This is a genomic window from Streptococcus sp. HN38, from assembly GCF_028335765.1.
Classification (GTDB): domain Bacteria; phylum Bacillota; class Bacilli; order Lactobacillales; family Streptococcaceae; genus Streptococcus; species Streptococcus suis_P.
Map to the genome: position 1 here is coordinate 295560 of NZ_CP116604.1, position 21153 is coordinate 316712.

Genomic DNA, 21153 nt, shown 5'->3' on the forward strand with positions numbered 1-21153 from the left:
ATTTTTGATAGAAGAAGGTAGGCATATGGTTAAAACATTACCGAAAGATTTTATATTTGGTGGAGCAACTGCTGCATATCAGGCAGAGGGTGCTACACAGACGGATGGAAAAGGTCGTGTTGCATGGGACAAGTATCTAGAAGATAATTACTGGTACACTGCGGAACCGGCTTCTGATTTTTATAATCGTTATCCAGTTGATTTAGAACTAAGTGAACAATTTGGGGTAAACGGCATTCGGATTTCAATTGCGTGGTCTCGTATTTTCCCAACAGGCTTTGGAGAAGTGAATCCAAAGGGAGTAGAGTATTACCATAAATTATTTGCGGAATGCCATAAGCGTCACGTAGAACCATTTGTAACGCTTCACCATTTTGATACACCAGAAACGCTACATTCTAATGGTGACTTTCTGAATCGAGATAACATTGAACACTTCGTCAATTACGCAGCGTTTTGCTTCAAAGAATTCCCTGAAGTTAATTACTGGACAACCTTTAATGAAATCGGTCCAATTGGTGATGGGCAATATCTAGTTGGGAAGTTCCCACCAGGGATTCAGTATGACTTAGCTAAGGTATTCCAATCTCATCATAATATGATGGTTTCACATGCTAAGGCGGTTAAGCTCTACAAGGATGCTGGTTATAGTGGAGAAATTGGTGTTGTACACGCATTGCCAACGAAATATCCTTATGATCCAAGCAACCCTGATGATGTTCGTGCAGCGGAACTAGAAGATATTATTCATAATAAATTTATCCTCGATGCTACATACTTGGGTTACTATTCTGAAAAAACACTTGAAGGTGTTCGACATATTCTGAAAGTAAATGGTGGGGAATTAGACCTTCGTGATGAAGACTTCGCTGCCTTAGATGCCGCAAAAGATTTGAACGACTTCTTGGGCATCAATTACTATATGAGTGATTGGATGAGGGCTCATAACGGTGAGACTGAAATTATCCATAATGGTAAAGGTGAAAAGGGAAGTTCTAAGTATCAAATCAAGGGAGTTGGTCGTAGAGAATCTCCAGTTGATATTCCAAAAACGGACTGGGATTGGATTATCTATCCGCAAGGCCTTTATGATCAAATCATGCGTGTAAAAAATGACTATCCAAACTATAAGAAAATTTACATCACTGAAAATGGTCTAGGCTATAAAGATGAGTTTGTAGATGGTACAGTCTATGACGATGGTCGAATCGACTACGTGAAAAAGCATTTAGAAGTGATTTCAGATGCTATCTCAGATGGTGCCAATGTTAAAGGTTATTTCATCTGGTCCTTGATGGATGTATTTTCTTGGTCAAATGGATACGAGAAACGATATGGTTTGTTCTATGTTGACTTTGAGACCCAAGAACGTTATCCAAAGAAAAGTGCTTATTGGTATAAAAAAGTAGCGGAAACACAGGTTATTGAATAAAACTAATACAAGGATGCCTAGCTCAAGTTAGCATCCTTGTTTTCATATAAGGGAGGCAGTTTTTATGCTCGAATTAAAAAATGAGAACTTAACAGTACAATTTTCTGAATTAGGTGGTCAAATTATTTCTATTAAAGACAAGGATGGTATCGAGTATCTTTGGCAAGGCGATCCGACCTATTGGAGCGGTCAAGCACCAGTTCTATTTCCGATTTGTGGAAGTTTACGAAATGATTGGGCTATCTATGAACCTGCAGAAAGACCGACATTTACAGGCACAATTCCAAGGCATGGACTTGTTAGAAAAATGCTGTTCAAAAATGTAAAAAGTACTGAAAACTCTTTGGAATTTTCTATTTCATCAAATGAGGAAACTGTCAAAAATTATCCATTTGAATTTGAACTTTCCATTAACTACTCACTACTTGGCAATACAATTCGAACTGAATATCGGGTGAAAAACTTTGAGGGACATAGAAAGCTACCTTACTTTATTGGGGGTCACCCAGGTTTTAATTGTCCCTTGTTGGATGGTGAGAGTTATGAAGACTATTATTTAGAATTTGAAAAAGTAGAATCTTGTACAGTACCTAGAAGTTTTCCAGAAACTGGCTTACTTGATCTGCAGGACCGCCGGCCATTCTTGGAAAATCAAAAGACCTTGGACTTGTCCTATAAACTGTTTGAGCATGATGCCATCACATTGGATCAATTAGCATCACGAAAGGTAACCTTGAAATCAAAAAATCATCAGAAGAAACTTTCGATTGCATTTGATGATTTTCCATATTTAGTGATTTGGTCAACTACAAATCAGAGTCCCTTTATCGCATTAGAACCATGGAGCGGACTCTCGACTTCAATGGAAGAATCTGATATTTTTAATGCCAAACGAAATATTAGTTACGTTGCTCCAAAAGAAGTTGATACAAAATATTTTGATATTATTATTGAGTAACCTTTTGAAAATGTTTGTTCGTTACAGAAATTTGGTAAAATAGTTCGAATAATGAAAAAAAACTATTAAAACAGTCCGTTGATGAATTTTATGATAATGATATGCTGTCTGATTTAAAAAATGACAAAAGAGTTTACTCACACAAAAAGAGCACAAGATTTTTAAGGTCTTGTGCTTTTTTTGTGACTTTACAATGATTCTACAATCAGTCTAAAAATTTAAACTAGCTTTATTGTTTATTTGCTATCGTGAGAAGCTCTTTTGATATAGCGATACAAAGTAGGAACTGAAATATGAAGTTGATTGGCAGTTTCAGTGACAGCTCCTTTCATCGTTAAGACCCCTTCCTGTTGGAGGGTCTTAATGACCATAATTTTCTCATCTGCTGACATTCTTTTAGGAAGAGTCCGAGTGTTGAGAATAGTATTCTGAATACGTTCTTTAATAATTTCATCCATGGCATTGGATTCAAATGTCTCTGAATAAGTACTATCCTCTGGGAGAGAAAGATTGTAGCCTTGCAATAGACTCTTAATAGCTAAATTTAACTCAGATACACTATTTGTATCCTTATTAATGCATAGTAGTCCAATTAATTTTTTCTGGTTCTTGATAAAAAATGTGGAGGATACGAAGTTGGCAGACTTTGAGCTGCCGTTATAATTGGAGATGAAATCTTTATTTTCATACTCCTTGTTGGCAATCATCTGTCGGAACATATCTGTCAATGGAGCCCCTACAGTTCGTCCTGAAATAGGATTTTCTATAGCGATTAGTGAGCAGTCAGGTTTTCTTATGTCATGAATAACGATTTCGGTGTTACTTCCAAGTACTTGTTGTAGAAAAGGAAGCAATTGAATATAAATATCTAACAATTCTTCATCAGTCATTTTTTCATTCCTCCTATTAAAATCTTTTTACAATTGATATGATAGCTCAAAACGAGAAAAAAAGAAAGAGGAAAGAGGGGAGATAAAAAAAATATCAAAAAGATAAAAAAATTATTGACATATACGAATAAAGAGTTATAATAAAAGTGAAATAAATAATATCAACAAAATAAAAATATTATCAATAACAAAAAGGAGGCTATCATGAATATAGCAATTAAAACTAACTTGGTTCCGGAGGCCATTGGTCCCTATTCTACTGCCATAGAAACAAAAGGAAATTGTCAAAAAACAGTTTATGTTTCGGGACAATTACCAATTGATGTTGCGACAGGTGAGTTTGCAGGTTCGGATATAAAGGAACAGACAACACAATCGTTAAAAAATTTACGGGGCATCCTTAATGCAGCTGATATGGATTTGAGTGACGTTGTCAAAACAACAGTCTTCTTATCGGATATTACTGAGTTTGCAGCTATGAATGAAGTCTATGGAGAATTCTTTGCGGAGCCCTATCCTGCTAGAAGTGCTTTCCAAGTTGCGGCGCTTCCAAAGAATGCACGTGTTGAAATTGAAGCCATAGCTGTTAAATCAAATTAAATGGAGGAGAACAAAAATGGGCAAATATAATTTTGATGAAGAAATTAGTCGTTATGGATCAAGTTGTATTAAATATGACTATGGTATGCAACGTATGGGACGGACGGATCTTTTACCTATGTGGGTAGCTGATATGGATTTCAAATTACCAGAAGAAATCCTAGATATCTTTAGAAAACGAATTGACCATGGAATCTTCGGCTATTCTGACCCTGATGAAGAATACTGGCAAGCCATGAATCATTGGTTCGGTACACGTCATGGATTTACGATTGATCCTGAAACAGTTACGCTAGGTGCTGGTATTGTTTATGGTTTGGCAACTGCAGTTAAAGCATATTCTGAACCAGGCGAAGCTGTATTGATCCAACAACCAGTTTACTACCCATTCCGTGATGTTATTGAGAAAAATGGCCGCAAATTTGTTAATAGTCAATTGATTTATGATGATGGACATTATAGTATCGACTTTGAAGATTTTGAACAAAAAATCATTGATAATAATGTCAAGGTATTTATTCTCTGTAATCCTCATAATCCTGTTGGACGTGTTTGGACAAAAGAAGAATTAACTCAATTAGCTGATATTTGTCTCAAACACAATGTTGTGATTTTATGTGATGAAATTCACTGTGACTTTGTTTATCCTGGACATAAAACCACCAATTTTATGACCTTAGATAAGAAATACCATGATAGCTTAGTACTCTTCCTATCACCTTCAAAAACCTTTAATGTAGCAGGTTTCCAACCAGCTAATATTGTTATTCCAAACCCAGAATTACGCTCTAAATATCGTGCTTCAAATGATTCTGCCGCTTATTCAAATGCTTCACTCATGGGGATGTTAGCAGTAAAAGCTTGTTATACTCTTGGTGGTGACTGGGTCGATGAAATGGTAGACTATCTCTATGGTAACATGGTCTATATGCGTGACTTTGTGAAGGATAACTTCCCTAAAGCTACATTTGTTGAGCCTGAAGGTACGTACCTAATTTGGGTCGATTTCTCTGGTTATGGTTTTAGTGATGAAGAATTGCAACATATTATGGTTGAAGAAGCAAAATTGTGGTTAGATTCAGGTAAAATTTTTGGTCCTGCAACAGCTCAATTTGAACGTTTTAATATTGCCTGCCCACGTTCCACTGTCGTTAAAGCTATGGAACAATTAAAAGAAGCGATGGATAAACATGAAAAATGGGAGCAGTAAGGAGAATTAATCATGAAAAACATTTGGAATACGTATAAATCATCATTTATTCTGTTAGCCTCCATGGTTATTGGTGGAGCTATTGGTTTATTTTGGGGACCAGATGCAGCTATTCTTCAGCCAGTTGCAGATACTTTCCTTCACTTATTGTATTGTTGTGTTGTTCCCTTAATCTTTTGTTCTCTTTCTGCAGCTATTGCAAGAATGGAAGATTTAACCAAACTGAAAAAGATCCTGGGTGTTTTCTTAGCCGGAACATTTATTTCAGGTATTATTTCTTGTCTTTTTATGCTCATTCCTAGTATGATTTTTGACCCCGCTGCAGGTTCAACTGTTAGTCTGACTGAAACAGTCGAAGATGCTTCCGGTAGTATGAATATTTTGGGAATGTTTACTGTTGGGGATTTTCCGGAACTCTTCTCCCGCTCTAATCTAATGGCTCTTATCGTCTTTACAGTAATCTTTGCTTTTGCTCTTATTCAAGTCGGAGAAAAAGCTCACGGTATCGTCAAAGGCCTAGAAAATATGACCGAGGTTATTGTTAAAATTATTGGTATTGTCATGAAGATTGCTCCACTTGGACTAGGCTGTTATTTTGCTATTTTGCTCGGCACAAATGGTAGTGATGTGATTGCTCCATTATCTAAAGCAATCCTCATGTATATGGTCGTAATTGTTATCTACTTTATCGTTTCGCAAACAGCTTATGCATACATCGGAGCTGGTAAAGAAGGAGTGAAGAGATGGTGGGCAACTGCCGTTAAACCAACATTAACAGCCCTAGGAACTTGTTCCTCTGCAGCTACTTTACCAGTAAATATTGAACAGGCGAAACAAATAGGTATCCCTGATGAAATTACTAACTTAGTCGTGCCACTTGGAGCCAACCTACATAAAGATGGTGCTTGCGTTATTCAAATCCTAAAAATAGCTTTCCTTTGTTCAGTATTCAATATTGAATTTGTGACTCCTCGCAATATTCTAATAGCCATTGCGGTATCTGTCATTGTTTCAGTAGTTATGGGAGGTATCCCTGGTGGTGGTTATGTTGCTGAAATCTTCATTATGTCAGCCTTTGGATTCCCAGCAGTAGCGATTCCAATTATGGTTCTCATCGGCACCATTACTGATGCTCCTGCAACAGCAGTTAATGTTACTGGAGATACAGGTTTAGCTATGGTTGTGACTCGCTTTGTAGAAGGAAAGGATTGGTTAAAGAAATCTTAATTTTTTAAAACTCTACTTTCTGAGTAGTCTCTAGGTGAATTAGTGTCAAGATTACCGAAGAACAATTTTATTTATGTTCCCTATAAAGTAACGTAGCTGAGTGTTACTCATAAGAAAAGAGCACAAGATTTTAAGGTCTTGTGCTCTTTTCGTTAAAGGATAGGAAAAACAAGGTTTTCTTGGGGGTCAGAAGAAACTTTCGATTGCATTTGATGATTTTCCATATTTAGTGATTTGGTCAACTACAAATCAGAGTCCCTTTATCGCATTAGAACCATGGAGCGGACTATCGACTTCAATGGAAGAATCTGATATTTTTAATGCCAAACGAAATATTAGTTACGTTGCTCCAAAAGAAGTTGATAAAAAACATTTTGATATTATTATTGAGAAACCTTTTGAAAATGTTTGTTCGTTACAGAAATTTGGTAAAATAGTTCATATGATGAAAAAACTAAAAAATATTAAGCCACGATGGTTTATTCTTATTTGTATCCTAATTTTTCTTGCTTTAGGTTTTGACAGTCGGCTTCAAGTAACTCATTACAGGCTTGTTAGTCCCAAAATATCTCAACCGATCAGACTTGCTCTAATTACTGATTTACACTCATCAAATTACGGTAAAAATCAGATACAAATCTTGGAAGTATTAGAGAAAGAAGGCCCAGATATCATTTTATTAGGTGGAGATATTTTTGATGATGAACTTTCAGACAGAAAAACACTAGAACTGTTGAGCGGGCTAAGTAAATTTAATCATACTTACTATGTGTCAGGTAATCATGAAATATGGAGTAATCGATATGAACAGATGCTAGAACATCTGCGACAACAGAATGTAGCCATATTATCTGGAAATACTAGTAGAGTTGATATAAGAGGGCAGTCAATCACTATTTCAGGCATTGACGATCCTGAATATTTTCAAAAGTATGATACTAGTTTGAATTTGCTAGACCAACTTGAAGACATAAAAGGGAAGCAAATAAGTACTGACTTTCAAATTTTACTAGCGCACCGCCCAGAACTAGTTGATACTTATCAAAAGTATGGATTTGATTTAGTATTATCAGGTCATGCACATGGAGGACAATGGAGAATACCTTATTTGGTTAATGGTGTATTTGCACCTAATCAAGGATTTTTTCCGAAATATGCAGGTGGTTTATATGAATTTGAAAACTCGCATTTTATTGTAAGCAGGGGTCTGGCCAAAGAATCTACACGAGTACCAAGATTCTTTAATCGCCCAGAAATTATCATTGTAGATCTTGTTAATCCGTAACTTCACTTCTTTCTAATCACTCAAAAAACCCACTGACTTAATTAGCCAGTGGGTTTTATTACTTATCCGAATCAAAAACTTATTTCAAAAAAGGTAGTGAAAAAGGTAGTGATTCGACTGATTTGTACTGCAATGTAATGAAAGTTCATCTTTCAAAAATCGCTTAAAATCAAGGTTTCTACCGCCAATTGACGTGTAGTGAATCCCTATTTCACATCAGTAAAGATTAAGTATTGTCTATTTTAGCTGTTAGAAACGTTTATATATCAACGTTTTTGTAATGTTCCTTAGCAAAAGGTAGAGTGAATGGTAGAGTAGTTATTGCGTTAGTTCAGCAATCTTATCAAGATAAATACCCACAGCTTCTAACATTCGTTGAGGTGCTAATTCAGCGTAAGTATCCATTGTTATCCTAGTTGATTAAAAAAATCTCTGATTTCCTCATCTTTTATAAAATAATATATAATTTTCCCCTCTCTTCTAGTGTCCAAGATGTTTTGATTGGCTAGTTTACGAAGATGGTGGGAGGCAGATGCCATGCTGAGATTTAGTAAACAGGCTATATCGCAGACACAGAGTTCTTCAACAGCAAGGAGATAAAAGATGATATTTATCTGTTTATTATCGGTAAACTTTGATAAAATGCGAAGTGATTTTTGAACTTTTTCCTTTTCAAGGTAGTTCGTTGCGGTTGTAACATTTTGTTGATTAATAACATCCACTTGACAGATACTATCTTTTTTCATAATTTTTTCTCCTAGCCTAACACAGCCCATAGCATGTCAAAGCTGTTGTTTTCAATCAGGATATACATCCCCAATCCTAAATAGACAACGGCAATAAACCATCTGCTATATTTTTCCAAAGTTTCTCCAACAGAAGGGACTTGTGCCAATTTTTGGGCAGAAAAAACCAAGAGATAAATCATGACTAGAAAGGTAAGTAAAACCACTATCAAATTCGCTAAATTTAAGGTAGTAAAATATGGGACAAAGACACCAATATTGTCAGCGCCACAACTTGCAAAAGTAATCATAGCGACTAGAAAAATCAGGTTTTTATTGTCTTTTCGCAAACCATCTTTTGCAATAGCTTCTCCATCAGAATCTCCTAAAAGCAAAACTTTGAGGCCTAGGAAAATTGGAATCAAACCGAGTAAACCTAAAATCTCTTTACTAGGAATATAATTTAAGACAAATGCAAAAAGCAAACTTAGCAATATTAGACTAACAGATCCTAGAAATTGTCCTAAATAGATGTTAATGATGTCTTTTCTGCTTTTTCTTTTGGCAAAAAATAACATTAGGATAATAAGTAAGTCTACGGCTGTCCCAGAATACAGGATTATTGAAGTAACAACATTTTGAATCATAAAACACCTCATTCAAATATATTTTTGAATGTATTTTAACATTAAACATTGTAGATGTCAACTTCAGCTCCACCAAAATATAGATAAGAAGTTAGTGTACCAAATATAAAAAAGCCCTGCCATCCAAATGATAACAGGGTTTAACTTCAATATCCAAATGATATATTCATCTAAAAAAGGTAGAGTAAAAGGTAGAGTTTTTATTGATTTGTAGTGCGATATAATGAGTTTCAAAAAATCAAAAATCGCTTAAAATCAATATTTTGGCGTCTATTGACGTGTACTGAAACCCTTACTTAACCTCAGTAAAAATAACGTGTTTACGCAATTTTGGTGAGTATTTTTTCAATTGAAGACGGTCTGGAGTGTTACGTTTGTTTTTTGAAGTAAGGTACAAACGCTCACCAGATTCTTTGTGTTCAAGTGTAATATTTACGCGCATGGTATCTCCCTTCTATTATTCAGCTGAAGCAGCCTTAGCGATTTTACGTCCTTTGTAGTATCCTTTCAAAGATACACGGTGTGAACGTGAGTAATCTCCAGTAGTTTCATCAAATTTCACAGTTGGAGCTGCTACTTTATAGTGAGTACGACGTTTGTTTTTCTTCGCTTTTGAAGTGCGACGTGCAGGTACTGCCATTTCTTTCTTCCTCCATTAAATGTCAGGGTCAAGCCCTTTTTCAATCTAAAATAGTGCGTATGACTTTCGCCAACTTTAACAGTATAACAAAAGTTTTTTGTAAAGTAAAGTTACTTGACAGATTTTTTGAAAAAAATTTGTTCAATTGTATTTTCCTATTTTTATTTAAGTATTGCACTTAATTTTTCTTCCCCCCAAATTTTTTGACAAACTTCTCAAAAATCATGCAAAAAACTTGACAAAATGCCTGCTATACTAGTATAGCAGGGCTTGACACTTCGGCCAAGCCCTTCCTATTAGCCTAAACAGGAGGAAATAATGAAAAAGAACAAGTATATATATGGCACAATTGCGGCAACTACTGCCATCACCCTTGCAACCGTTGGTGCATCTACCGTATCAGCAGACACACAATACGGTATTGTTTTAAACCGTGTGACTGGTGAGTGGCAAACTGTCAATCGTACCACAGGCGAAATTGTAAAATCTGAACCAAATGGTACATACTCTACATATGACGAAGCAAACGCAGGTTTATCCTCATGGTTAGAAACTCAAGCATCAACTGTTGAAACACCAACAGCGGCAACTACTGCTGTCGAAGCACCTAAAACATCAGCTGATGTTAAACCAGCTCTGGATGCTCAACAAGCTGTTGTTGATGCAACTGCTCAAGATGCAACTAACGCTCAATCTGATGCAGATGCAGCTAACCAAGCTATTACCACTGCTCAAGCAGACGTTGATACTGCAACCAAAGCTGTCAAAGACGCAGAAACTAACGCAGCCAATGCTACACCAGAAAACATTGCAGCAAACCAAGCTGAGCAAAAGGATAACCTTGTTGACCAAGCTGCTAACGCAACTGAGACAGATGAAGTCAATGCTGAAATCACAGCACAAACTCAAGCTGTTGCTGATGCTAAAACAGCTGTTGATACAGCACAAGCAGAAAAAGACGCCGCTGATGCTAACGTAACTGCTAAAGAAGCAGACGTCAAATCAGCACAAGACGCCCTTTCTGGTACTGGTCTTGCTGAAGCTCAAGCAACCCTTGACCAAGCAACAGCTGATGTTGCTACAGCAACTACTGCTCTTGATGCTGCAACTAAGGCTGCTAACGCTGCTAAGAAAACAGATACAGAACGTCAAAGTGCAATTGATGCAGCAACAACTGACGTTGCAGTTAAAACAGATGCGGTAACAACTGCCTCAGCAAAATTGACTGCTGCACAAGATGCTGTTAAACAAACAACTGATGCACTAACTAAGGCTACTGATGCTGTCAAATCAGCACAAGATGCTCTTGCTCTTGTAAATGCTGATACTGTTACAATTGTCAACAAACCTCTTAAACTTACTAGCAAACAAAAAGAAGTCCTTGGAGTATCCGTTGACGAACTAACATTTGCTGAAGCATACGCATTAGACAATAAAAATAGCACGAATGCAACAAAAGGTGCATTACGTGCCGCAGGTTTTGAGGTGGCTCAAGCCTCAAGAACCAATATTAGTTTTGCTGACAAAAACAAAATTGTCAATATTGATGCCTTAACAGATGAACAATTGCAAGAACTGGCACTTTATAATCTACAAGTTGTAAACGCTGTTCGCGAACTATTTGGTGTAAAACCACTCACCCTTAATGAAGGATCACTTAAAGCAGCTAAAAATCAAGCTGACAAATATATCGCTCGTAATAAATCAATTATGAGTGCAGGTCATGTTTCTGGCGGTGATTACTTTGGTGAAAACGTTTCAAATCTTCGAAATACAACAACAATGTATGATTTGAAAAAAGAAATTTATGACGCCGTCAAAGTTATGGCGTTTGCAGATGCACCATCAAACTGGGGTCATCTATTCAATACTTTGATTGGTGCACCTAACCTTGGTGTCGCATTTGCCACATTTGCTGGGCGACCACATATTATCAACGTATTTGGTGTCTACACAGGTACAGAAATCACCAACCCAAATGATACAACAACTCTTCAAGCAACACTTACCAAAGCACAAGCTGAACAAACTGAAGCACAATCTACATCAGACAAAGCTAAGTCTGACTTAACTGAAGCAAGTGATGCTTATGCTAAAGCTCTTGAATTGAAGACTCAAGCAGAGAAAACTCTTGCTGATGCTACTGCAACACCGCTTCAAACACAGGTAGCAGAAAATAACTTGCGTCTTGCTACTATTGCTTTGCAAAATGCTGAAACTCGTAAAGCAGACGCTCAAAAAGCTGTTGACAACTTCTCAGCAAATCTTGCTGAAAAGAAAGCAGCTTTTGATACTGCTAAAGCTGAACTTGCTACAGCACAAGCTACTGCAACTGCAAAAGCTGAAGCTCTTAAAACAGCTCAAGCTAACCTTGCAACACAACAAGCAACACTTGATAGCTTGAACAAAGATAAAAACGCTCTTCTTGCAGAAAAAGACCGCTTGGTTGAAGAAGCTAAAGCACTTGCTACTGAGTTGAAAGGTTATCTTGAAGCACCAGCTATTCTTGCTAACGCTCAAGCAACCCTCACAGAAAAACAAGCGGCTCTAACTGAAGCACAAGCTAAAGCTGAAACAGCAAAAAACAAACTTGAAACTGTTACTGCTAAACTTGCTGAAGAAGAAAGCAAATTGGCTGAACTTCAAGCTGAGTACAACAAACTCAAAGACCTTGAAGACAAAGCAAAAGACAATGTGATTGCAACGCTTCCAGACGGAACAATTGTTGCAGTACCAAAAGATGCACCAACTGCTGCTGAAAAACCAGCTGTTGATGTAGATGCAGTCAAACAAGCTCTTGATAAAGGTCAAGATGTAACAGTTGTTGACGGGGAAGTTGTGGTGACGAACCCACAAGCAGGTGTCACCGTGACACAAACAGCTACTGGAGAAAAAGTGACATATTCACGTGTAGAACGTGCTAAGACCTTGCCAAACACAGGGGAGCAAACAAGTCTGTTGACACTCGCAGGTGTGACAGTATTATCTAGTCTTGGTCTTGCAAGTGCAAGAAGACGCAAACAAGGATAGGTAGTCAATATAAAAAATCTTCTTACTAAAGATAGTAGGAAGATTTTTTGGATTGCTAAAATTATTGAAAAGCTTGTTCTATTCCGACAGTTTTGGGGAATTTTTAATGATTTCTTTTACCGTTAATTGGAATGGTGATGTTTATTGAGAAGAGTTAAAACAGAAAAAAATCTAGGACTTTGCTAAAATAGTCAAAAAAGAAAGAAAATACTTGACAGCATATATATATATAATGATTATAGGACGAGTTCCAATTATTCAATATAAAGGAGAGCTGTATGAAAACAGTTGGAAAGTTTTTTGCGAAAAAGTTGGCTAGCCTCTTAGTCTTGCTGCTGGTTTTAGGTATAGGTATTTTCTGGTTTAGAAATAGCATCCTAGCATGGTTCCAGGGAACCCATAAGGTTCAATATGAATTTGTCATTAAGAAGTTTGAAGCGGAAAGCAAGCTGGTTGTAGCAGGTGCTGAGGTGGATACGACTGCCAACCAGACCTTTGAAAACAATAAATTAAAGGAATGGCCAGACTGGACAGAGCCTATTACCAAGCTCTTTGTTGGGCGGGAAATGTCTGTAGATATTCCTGTGCAGACGGAGTTCAAGCTGGTCTTGGAGGGCATTGGTCAGTCTGATGTTCAGATTCAAAACAATACCTTAACCTTCAAGAAACCTGTGCTTGTTGAAGTTGATTCTCAGCAACATGGAGAAATCAAAATCAGCAATAATAGCAATGGTCTGCTAGACAAGGCTGTCGATGTCTTCACTTCTGGACAAAAGGCTCAGGAATTTCTAAATGACAAATCCCAAGAAGCCATTTACAAGACAAGCGAGGAAGTATCGAATGACACAGGACGCCAAGAAAAAGTAGCGGCCTTTGCAGAAACAGCCTTAGAAAACCTCCTCAATCTCAACTCCGAAGAAAAACTTGAGGTTGAAATCGAAGTTGCAGACTTGAATTTCCAGATTGTGGATAAGAAATAGTTTTTTTAAACAAGGTCGTGTCAGTAGGCACGGCCTTTTGTCTGCTCTGCCATTTCCAAAAAAGTCCAAAATATGATAAAATAAAGGGTAAGATTTAGAGAAATGAGAAAAACTATGAAACTACAAAAACCTAAAGGAACACAGGATTTACTACCGCAGGATACGGCCAAATGGCAGTACGTGGAAAACTTTACTCGTAGCATTTTCAAACAGTACAATTACGCTGAGATTCGCACACCGATTTTCGAGCATTACGAGGTGATCAGCCGTTCGGTTGGCGATACGACGGACATTGTGACCAAGGAGATGTACGATTTCTATGACAAGGGGGACCGCCATATCACTCTTCGTCCTGAAGGGACAGCGCCCGTTGTCCGTTCTTATGTAGAAAATAAGCTCTTTGCCCCAGAAGTACAAAAACCTGCTAAGTTCTATTACATGGGCCCAATGTTCCGCTATGAGCGTCCGCAGGCTGGTCGTCTGCGCCAGTTCCACCAGATTGGTGTGGAGTGTTTTGGTTCCAATAACCCAGCGACAGACGTAGAAACCATTGCTATGGCCTATCACTTCTTTGAAGAGTTGGGAATCAAGGACATTCGCCTCCACCTCAACAGTCTGGGAAATCCCGAGAGCCGTGCCACCTATCGTCAGGCCCTGATTGACTACCTGACACCGCTCAAGGACCAGCTGTCCAAGGATAGCCAGCGCCGTCTAGAAGAAAATCCCTTGCGTGTTTTGGATTCCAAGGAAAAAGAAGACAAGATTGCTGTGGAAAACGCACCGTCTATCTTGGACTATCTAGATGAAGAAAGTACAGCTCATTTTGAAGCGGTCAAGTCTATGTTGGACAGCCTAGGTATTGCTTACACCATTGACACCAACATGGTGCGTGGTTTGGACTACTACAACCATACTATTTTCGAGTTTATGACAGAGGTAGGTGGCAACGACCTGACCATCTGTGCCGGTGGCCGTTATGACGGTTTGGTGACCTACTTTGGCGGACCAGAAACGCCAGCCTTTGGCTTTGGTATGGGAATTGAACGCCTTATCCTCGTCCTTGAAAAGCAAGGCATTGAGCTCCCTCTCGACACCCAGTTAGATGTTTATATCGCTGTTTTGGGTCAGGAGGCAAATAGCGGAGCGCTTGAGTTGGTTCAAGCCATCCGCAAGCAAGGGTTCCGTGCAGAACGAGACTACCTTGACCGCAAGCTCAAGGCCCAGTTTAAGTCGGCAGATGTCTTTGGAGCCAAGGCCATCATTACCCTGGGTGGTAGTGAAATTGAATCTGGACAGGTGGTGGTTAAAAATAACCAGACAAGAAGTCAAGTTGAAACAAGCTTGGAAATCTTAAAAACAGATTTCGCAAGCATTTTAGAAGAATTGGAGAAGCAGTAGTCTAAGCTGCTTCTTTTTATTTTAGAAAGCAAAAAAGAAGCGATTGGATAATCACTTCTTGAAAATAGTGGAGAACGCATTAGTGTGAGTGGCAGAAGTCTAAGACCATGCGGCCTTGAATAGTTCCCGCTGCCATTTCATCAAAGACTGCTTCGGCATCTTCGACAGGACGTTTTTGAACGACTGGAACAACTAGTCCCATAGCACCGAAGTGGAAGGCCTCTTCTAAATCTTTACGAGTACCAACTAGTGAGCCGACCACTTTGATACCGTCTAGCACAGTCTTCACGATACTGAGGTCCATGTATTCAGATGGAAGTCCGACAGCCACCACATAGCCACCTGCACGAACGCTGTCAATAGCCTGGTTGAAGGCAACCTTAGAAACAGCCGTTACGACAGTTGAGTGAGCACCGCCACCAGTAATTTCTTTAATATATCCAGGAACATCTTCTACTTCAAGTCCGTTGATCGTCACATCTGCACCAACTTCTTTGGCGAGTTCCAATTTATCATTATTAATGTCTACAGCGATAACATGAGCGTTGAAGACTTTTTTAGCGTATTGTACAGCAAGGTTTCCGAGTCCGCCAGCACCATAGATAGCGATCCATTGACCTGGTTCCAAGTGAGCTTCTTTAATCGCTTTGTAGCAAGTAACGCCAGCACAAGTGATAGAACTTGCTTGAGCTGGATCAAGAACTTCTGGAACTTTTACTGCATAGTCTGCTGTTACAATACATTGCTCAGCCATACCACCGTCAACAGAGTAGCCTGCATTTTTTACGGTACGGCAGAGAGTTTCGCGACCGGTTGTACAATATTCACACATACCACAGCCTTGGAAGAACCAAGCAACGCTGACACGGTCGCCGACCTTCAAGCTGGTCACATCAGGAGCGATTTCTGTAACAATACCGATTCCTTCGTGACCAAGAACGCGACCAGGAACCTTACCAAAATCACCATTGGCAACGTGGAGGTCAGTGTGACAAACACCACAGTACTCAATTTGGACCAAAGCTTCGCCAGCTTCAAGTGGACGAAGTTCTTTTTCAACAACGACAACACCAGTAGATTCTGGATTAACAACAACTGCTTTCATGGCAGACCTCCTATTTATTGCAGCACATTTTTTGAATGTGTTAATATAGATATTTTCTTGTTAATAATATCACAATGTGAACAAAAATGCAAGAGTAGAGAAGGAGGAACAAATGAATATAAAATTGAAAATTATCACGTAATTACTACAAAATTTTCAAAAAAATCTATTTACATGGAAGCGTTTTCTTGATAAACTAGTATCGTAAATGTTAGAGAAAGAATAAATGATAAAGATTTGTCTTACTTTATGTATTTTTCGACCAAACAAAGCAGAAACAAATCTGAATGTTTTCTGAAAACAGGAAAAAGTAAGCGCTTTCTAAAGCAAAACAGAAAAAATGTGAAAAAATTAACAATTTCTCTTTACAAATAAAATAAAAAATAGTAGAATAACATTGTGAAAAAGTTAACAAATAGTTAGCGAGTATATTTGGAGGAACACAATGGCTGATAAAAAAGTAGTATCACCAGAAGAAAAGTTGGTAGAAGCGCGCAAGCACGTCGATGAGCTTGTTCAAAAAGGTTTGGTTGCTCTTGATGAGTTCCGTAAACTTGGTCAAGAAGAAGTAGACTATATTGTAGCTAAGGCTTCGGTAGCTGCTCTTGACAAGCACGGTGAATTGGCAATGCACGCTTTTGAAGAAACCAAACGTGGTGTATTCGAAGACAAGGCTACTAAGAACTTGTTTGCTTGTGAGCACGTTGTCAATAACATGCGCCACACAAAAACTGTTGGTGTTATCGAAGAAGATGAAGTGACAGGTTTGACTTTGATTGCTGAGCCGGTCGGTGTTGTTTGTGGTATCACACCAACAACAAACCCAACTTCTACAGCAATCTTTAAATCATTGATTGCACTTAAAACACGTAATCCAATCGTCTTTGCCTTCCACCCATCTGCGCAAGAATCTTCTGCTCATGCAGCTCGTGTTGTCTATGAAGCAGCTGTGGCAGCTGGTGCTCCTGAAAACTGTATCCAGTGGATTACAAAACCATCTATGGAAGCAACATCTGAGTTGATGAAACATGATGGTATTGCAACAATCCTTGCAACTGGTGGTAACGCAATGGTGCGTGCAGCTTACTCTTGTGGTAAACCTGCCCTTGGTGTAGGTGCAGGTAACGTTCCAGCATACATTGAAAAATCAGCAAACATCCGTCAGGCAGCACATGACATCGTTATGTCTAAGTCATTTGACAACGGTATGGTCTGTGCGTCAGAGCAAGCAGTGATCATTGATAAGGAAGTGTATGACGAGTTTGTAGCTGAATTCAAATCGTACAAAACTTACTTTGTTAATAAGAAAGAAAAAGCACTTCTTGAAGAGTACTGCTTCGGTGTGAAAGCTAACAGCAAAAACTGTGCAGAAGGCAAATTGAATGCGGACATCGTAGGTCGTCCAGCTGCATGGATCGCTGAGCAGGCCGGCTTCTCAGTACCAGAAGGTACAAACATCTTGGCAGCTGAGGTTGCTGAAATCGGTGAGAAAGAACCATTGACTCGTGAGAAATTGTCACCTGTTATTGCCGTCTTGAAAGTTGATGGTCGTGCAGAAGGTCTTGAAGCAGCTCGCCAAATGGTTGAATTCCACGGTCTCGGTCACTCTGCAGCTATTCATACGGAAGACGCAGAATTGGCGAAAGAGTTTGGTACAATCGTACGTGCTATCCGTGTTATTTGGAACTCTCCATCTACTTTCGGTGGTATCGGTGATGTTTACAACGCATTCTTGCCATCATTGACACTTGGTTGTGGTTCTTACGGACGCAACTCAATCAGTGATAACGTAAGTGCTATGAACTTGCTCAACATCAAGAAAGTAGGAAGACGTAGAAATAATATGCAATGGTTTAAAGTTCCTTCTAAAACATACTTCGAACGTGATTCTATCCAATATCTCCAAAAATGCCGTGACGTTGAACGTGTCATGATCGTTACAGACCGTGCCATGGTAGAACTTGGATTCCTAGATCGTATCATCGAACAATTGGACCTTCGTCGTAATAAAGTTGTTTACCAAATCTTCTCAGACGTTGAGCCAGATCCAGACATCACAACGGTCTATAAAGGTACAGAATTGATGCGTACCTTCAAACCAGATACAATCATCGCACTCGGTGGTGGTTCACCAATGGATGCTGCCAAAGTTATGTGGCTCTTCTACGAACAACCAACAGTTGATTTCCATGACCTAGTTCAAAAATTCATGGATATCCGTAAACGTGCCTTCAAGTTCCCAGAACTTGGTAAGAAATCTAAGTTTATCGCGATTCCAACTACATCAGGTACAGGTTCAGAAGTAACACCGTTCGCCGTAATCTCTGATAAAGCAAACAACCGTAAATACCCAATCGCTGACTACTCATTGACACCAACTGTGGCAATCGTTGACCCAGCACTCGTATTGACAGTACCTGCACACGTTACTGCCGATACTGGTATGGACGTATTGACTCACGCTACAGAAGCATACGTTTCAACAGTAGCTAACGACTTTACAGATGGTTTAGCACTTCAAGCTATCAAACTAGTATTTGAAAACCTTGAAAGCTCAGTGAAGAATGCTGACTTTGTATCACGTGAAAAAATGCACAACGCATCCACTATGGCAGGTATGGCCTTCGCCAACGCATTCCTAGGTATTTCTCACTCAATGGCTCATAAGATTGGTGGACGTTTCCATACCGTTCACGGTCGTACAAACGCTATCTTGCTTCCGTACGTTATCCGCTACAACGGTACTCGTCCAGCCAAGACAGCTACATGGCCTAAGTACAACTACTATAAAGCAGATGAAAAATACCAAGACATCGCTCGTCTTCTAGGCTTGCCATGCTCAACACCAGAAGAAGCTGTTGCAGCATACGCACAAGCAGTTTACGACCTCGGTGAACGCATCGGTATCCAAATGAACTTGAAAGCACAAGGTATCGACGAGAAAGAACTCAAAGAACACTCTCGTGAATTGGCTCTTCTTGCCTACGAAGATCAATGTACCCCAGCTAACCCACGTCTAGCAATGGTTGACCACATGCAAGAAATCATCGAAGATGCCTACTATGGTTACAAAGAACGTCCAGGTCGCATCAAGTAAGGATTTTCGTCACGATGCATCGTTAAAGCTCCTTGCCTAACTTCAGTTATGCCTGCGTCGCTTTGCCTTGTCTCGTTTAGAAAATCATCTCTTGATGATTTTTGGAAAAACTGATTTCAAATGAACATGCAAGTGTTTGTTAACAAATCATTTCTTAATAATCCTTGTATAAACAATTGGACTAGCCTCCAAAACTTTCTCAAACACCAGTTTACATGTAGTAGGCTGGTGTTTTGATATTTCGTAAGAGAAGGTAAGAGCCAAAACCGGTCTAGCGTTCGGTTTTTTGTTTTATCTTGCCAATTTTCTGTCAATTTAGGTGGGTTTTATGGTAGAATAGAAAAAATAGATTTTTTATGAGGGATACCATGACATTAGTATATCAATCAACACGCGATGCTAAAAATACTGTATCGGCTAGTCAGGCGATTTTGCAGGGCTTGGCGACAGATGGTGGTTTGTTTACACCGATTTCCATTCCAACAGTTGACTTGGACTTTTCTGTTCTCAAAGACGCTTCTTATCAAGAAGTTGCTAAACTGATTTTGTCAGCTTTCTTGGATGATTTTACGGCAGATGAACTCGACTACTGTATCAACAATGCCTATGACAGCAAGTTTGACACGCCAGTTATTGCCCCGATTGTAAAGCTCAATGGTCAGTACAACTTGGAGCTTTTCCGTGGCTCAACCATTGCCTTTAAGGATATGGCTCTGTCCATCCTGCCTTACTTGATGACGACTGCGGCGAAAAAGCATGGTTTGGAAAATGAGATTGTCATCTTGACAGCGACTTCAGGCGATACAGGCAAGGCAGCTATGGCTGGCTTTGCGGATGTCCCTGGCACGCAAATCATCGTCTTTTACCCACGAGACGGTGTGTCTAAGGTTCAGGAGTTGCAGATGACCACGCAGACAGGGGCTAATACGCACGTGGTGGCTATTGACGGTAACTTCGACGATGCCCAGACAAATGTCAAACACATGTTCAACGATGAGGCCCTCCGTGCCAAGTTGGCGACTAAGAAACTCCAGTTTTCATCAGCCAACTCCATGAACATCGGCCGCTTGGTGCCACAGATTGTGTACTATGTCTATGCCTACGCTCAGCTGGTCAAAGCTGGCGAGATTGCGGCGGGCGACAAGGTCAACTTCACCGTTCCAACAGGTAACTTTGGAAACATCTTGGCGGCTTATTACGCCAAACAAATCGGTCTGCCAGTTGGCAAGCTCATCTGTGCGTCCAACGACAACAATGTCTTGACTGACTTCTTCTCGACAGGCGTTTATGACAAGAACCGTACCTTCCGCGTGACCACCAGTCCGTCCATGGACATCTTGGTGTCCTCTAACTTGGAGCGCTTGATTTTCCATCTCTTTGGCAATGACGCTGGCAAAACAGCCGATCTCATGGAAGCTTTGAACACAGCTGGTCAGTACGACATTCAAGGGGCTGACGCGGATATCCTCTCTCTCTTTGCTGCCGCCTTTGCGACGGAAGAAGAAACCGCTGCGGAAATCAAGCGTGTCTATGACGAGTCAAACTACATTGAAGATCCACATACGGCTGTTGCCTCAGCTGTCTATAAACAGTATGTGGAGCAAACAGGGGACCAGACTCCTACAGTGATTGCTTCTACAGCAAGTCCTTACAAGTTCCCAGTAGTTGCGGTTGAAGCAGTGACAGGCCAGTCAGGTTTGTCTGACTTTGAAGCCCTGGCAAAATTGTATGAGATTTCAGGTGTAGCCCTGCCACCAGCTGTGAACGGATTGGAAACTGCACCTGTCCGCCACACTACCGTCGTTGCAGCTGCAGATATGCAGGCTGAGGTAGAGCGCTATTTGGGTGTTTAATCTATAAATGATTACTAACAAACTGTTCAGCTGAACAGTTTGTTTTCTTTTTGTTATTTAAATTAAAATTTACAGA

General features: G+C 39.5%; 17 protein-coding genes and 2 pseudogenes. 13 read left to right on the plus strand and 6 right to left on the minus strand.

Annotation, left to right across the window (positions count from 1 at the left end; translation table 11 throughout):
• Positions 1-25: 25 nt before the first annotated feature.
• Together lacG and PHA78_RS01520 are read left to right on the plus strand one after the other, a co-directional pair.
• Positions 26-1432, plus strand: a complete 1407-nt coding sequence (gene lacG, locus PHA78_RS01515) for a 6-phospho-beta-galactosidase (RefSeq protein ID WP_272158366.1) — start codon at positions 26-28, stop codon at positions 1430-1432.
• Positions 1433-1496: 64 nt separating this feature from the next.
• Positions 1497-2390: an aldose 1-epimerase family protein gene (locus tag PHA78_RS01520; RefSeq protein WP_272158367.1), complete on the plus strand. Its 894-nt coding sequence runs from the start codon at positions 1497-1499 to the stop codon at positions 2388-2390.
• A 236-nt stretch (positions 2391-2626) separates the two neighbouring features.
• Here PHA78_RS01520 and PHA78_RS01525 read toward each other — a convergent pair whose 3' ends face one another.
• Entirely contained in the window at positions 2627-3280 is a 654-nt protein-coding gene (locus PHA78_RS01525; protein ID WP_105202543.1) for a helix-turn-helix transcriptional regulator, read from the minus strand.
• Between the two features lie 204 nt (positions 3281-3484).
• Here PHA78_RS01525 and PHA78_RS01530 point away from each other — a divergent pair, with 204 nt between their 5' ends.
• The 5 genes and pseudogenes from PHA78_RS01530 (at position 3485) to PHA78_RS01550 (ending at position 7602) form a co-directional block, all read left to right on the plus strand.
• Positions 3485-3880 carry a RidA family protein gene (locus tag PHA78_RS01530; protein WP_002941153.1) on the plus strand — a complete coding sequence of 132 codons (396 nt, stop codon included), beginning with the start codon at positions 3485-3487 and terminating at the stop codon, positions 3878-3880.
• A 16-nt stretch (positions 3881-3896) separates the two neighbouring features.
• Positions 3897-5090 carry a MalY/PatB family protein gene (locus PHA78_RS01535; protein WP_105202544.1) on the plus strand — a complete coding sequence of 398 codons (1194 nt, stop codon included), beginning with the start codon at positions 3897-3899 and terminating at the stop codon, positions 5088-5090.
• A gap of 12 nt (positions 5091-5102) precedes the next feature.
• Entirely contained in the window at positions 5103-6317 is a 1215-nt protein-coding gene (locus PHA78_RS01540; protein WP_105146241.1) for a dicarboxylate/amino acid:cation symporter, read from the plus strand.
• Positions 6318-6507: 190 nt separating this feature from the next.
• Positions 6508-6705, plus strand: a pseudogene (locus PHA78_RS01545) (aldose 1-epimerase family protein); the annotation flags it as partial.
• A 57-nt stretch (positions 6706-6762) separates the two neighbouring features.
• On the plus strand, positions 6763-7602 hold the full coding sequence (locus PHA78_RS01550) for a metallophosphoesterase (RefSeq protein ID WP_272158560.1): 840 nt from the start codon (positions 6763-6765) through the stop codon (positions 7600-7602).
• Positions 7603-8009: 407 nt separating this feature from the next.
• On the opposite strand, the gene cadX is transcribed toward PHA78_RS01550, so the two are convergent.
• Together cadX and PHA78_RS01560 are read right to left on the minus strand one after the other, a co-directional pair.
• Positions 8010-8348 carry a Cd(II)/Zn(II)-sensing metalloregulatory transcriptional regulator CadX gene (gene cadX, locus PHA78_RS01555; RefSeq protein WP_000711078.1) on the minus strand — a complete coding sequence of 113 codons (339 nt, stop codon included), beginning with the start codon at positions 8346-8348 and terminating at the stop codon, positions 8010-8012.
• 11 nt (positions 8349-8359) lie between these two features.
• Positions 8360-8974, minus strand: a complete 615-nt coding sequence (locus PHA78_RS01560; RefSeq protein ID WP_330847534.1) for a CadD family cadmium resistance transporter — start codon at positions 8972-8974, stop codon at positions 8360-8362.
• Between the two features lie 28 nt (positions 8975-9002).
• On the opposite strand from PHA78_RS01560, the pseudogene PHA78_RS01565 reads away from it, so the two are divergent.
• Positions 9003-9188, plus strand: a pseudogene (locus tag PHA78_RS01565) (FanG protein).
• Between the two features lie 78 nt (positions 9189-9266).
• Here the strand turns inward: PHA78_RS01565 and rpmG are convergent.
• Both rpmG and rpmF read right to left on the minus strand, forming a co-directional pair.
• A complete protein-coding gene (rpmG, locus tag PHA78_RS01570) occupies positions 9267-9416 on the minus strand; it encodes a 50S ribosomal protein L33 (RefSeq protein WP_002262412.1) in 150 nt (49 codons plus the stop codon).
• Positions 9417-9431: 15 nt separating this feature from the next.
• Positions 9432-9614: a 50S ribosomal protein L32 gene (gene rpmF, locus PHA78_RS01575; protein ID WP_002937589.1), complete on the minus strand. Its 183-nt coding sequence runs from the start codon at positions 9612-9614 to the stop codon at positions 9432-9434.
• 318 nt (positions 9615-9932) lie between these two features.
• On the opposite strand from rpmF, the gene PHA78_RS01580 reads away from it, so the two are divergent.
• The 3 genes from PHA78_RS01580 to hisS all read left to right on the plus strand — a co-directional run bounded on the left by PHA78_RS01580 (position 9933) and on the right by hisS (position 15022).
• Complete coding sequence (locus PHA78_RS01580; protein WP_272158368.1) at positions 9933-12644, plus strand: SEC10/PgrA surface exclusion domain-containing protein; 2712 nt, start codon at positions 9933-9935, stop codon at positions 12642-12644.
• A gap of 278 nt (positions 12645-12922) precedes the next feature.
• Positions 12923-13624 carry a hypothetical protein gene (locus PHA78_RS01585; RefSeq protein ID WP_272158369.1) on the plus strand — a complete coding sequence of 234 codons (702 nt, stop codon included), beginning with the start codon at positions 12923-12925 and terminating at the stop codon, positions 13622-13624.
• A gap of 114 nt (positions 13625-13738) precedes the next feature.
• On the plus strand, positions 13739-15022 hold the full coding sequence (gene hisS, locus PHA78_RS01590; protein ID WP_272158370.1) for a histidine--tRNA ligase: 1284 nt from the start codon (positions 13739-13741) through the stop codon (positions 15020-15022).
• A 79-nt stretch (positions 15023-15101) separates the two neighbouring features.
• Here the strand turns inward: hisS and adhP are convergent, their stop codons facing one another.
• Positions 15102-16127 (minus strand): alcohol dehydrogenase AdhP, encoded by a 1026-nt coding sequence (gene adhP / locus PHA78_RS01595; RefSeq protein ID WP_272158371.1) that lies wholly within the window; start codon positions 16125-16127, stop codon positions 15102-15104.
• Between the two features lie 445 nt (positions 16128-16572).
• On the opposite strand from adhP, the gene adhE reads away from it, so the two are divergent.
• Positions 16573-19224, plus strand: a complete 2652-nt coding sequence (gene adhE, locus PHA78_RS01600; RefSeq protein ID WP_002941214.1) for a bifunctional acetaldehyde-CoA/alcohol dehydrogenase — start codon at positions 16573-16575, stop codon at positions 19222-19224.
• Between the two features lie 368 nt (positions 19225-19592).
• Positions 19593-21077, plus strand: coding sequence for a threonine synthase (thrC, locus tag PHA78_RS01605; protein ID WP_272158372.1), 1485 nt, complete (start codon positions 19593-19595; stop codon positions 21075-21077).
• The last annotated feature ends 76 nt before the right edge of the window (positions 21078-21153 follow it).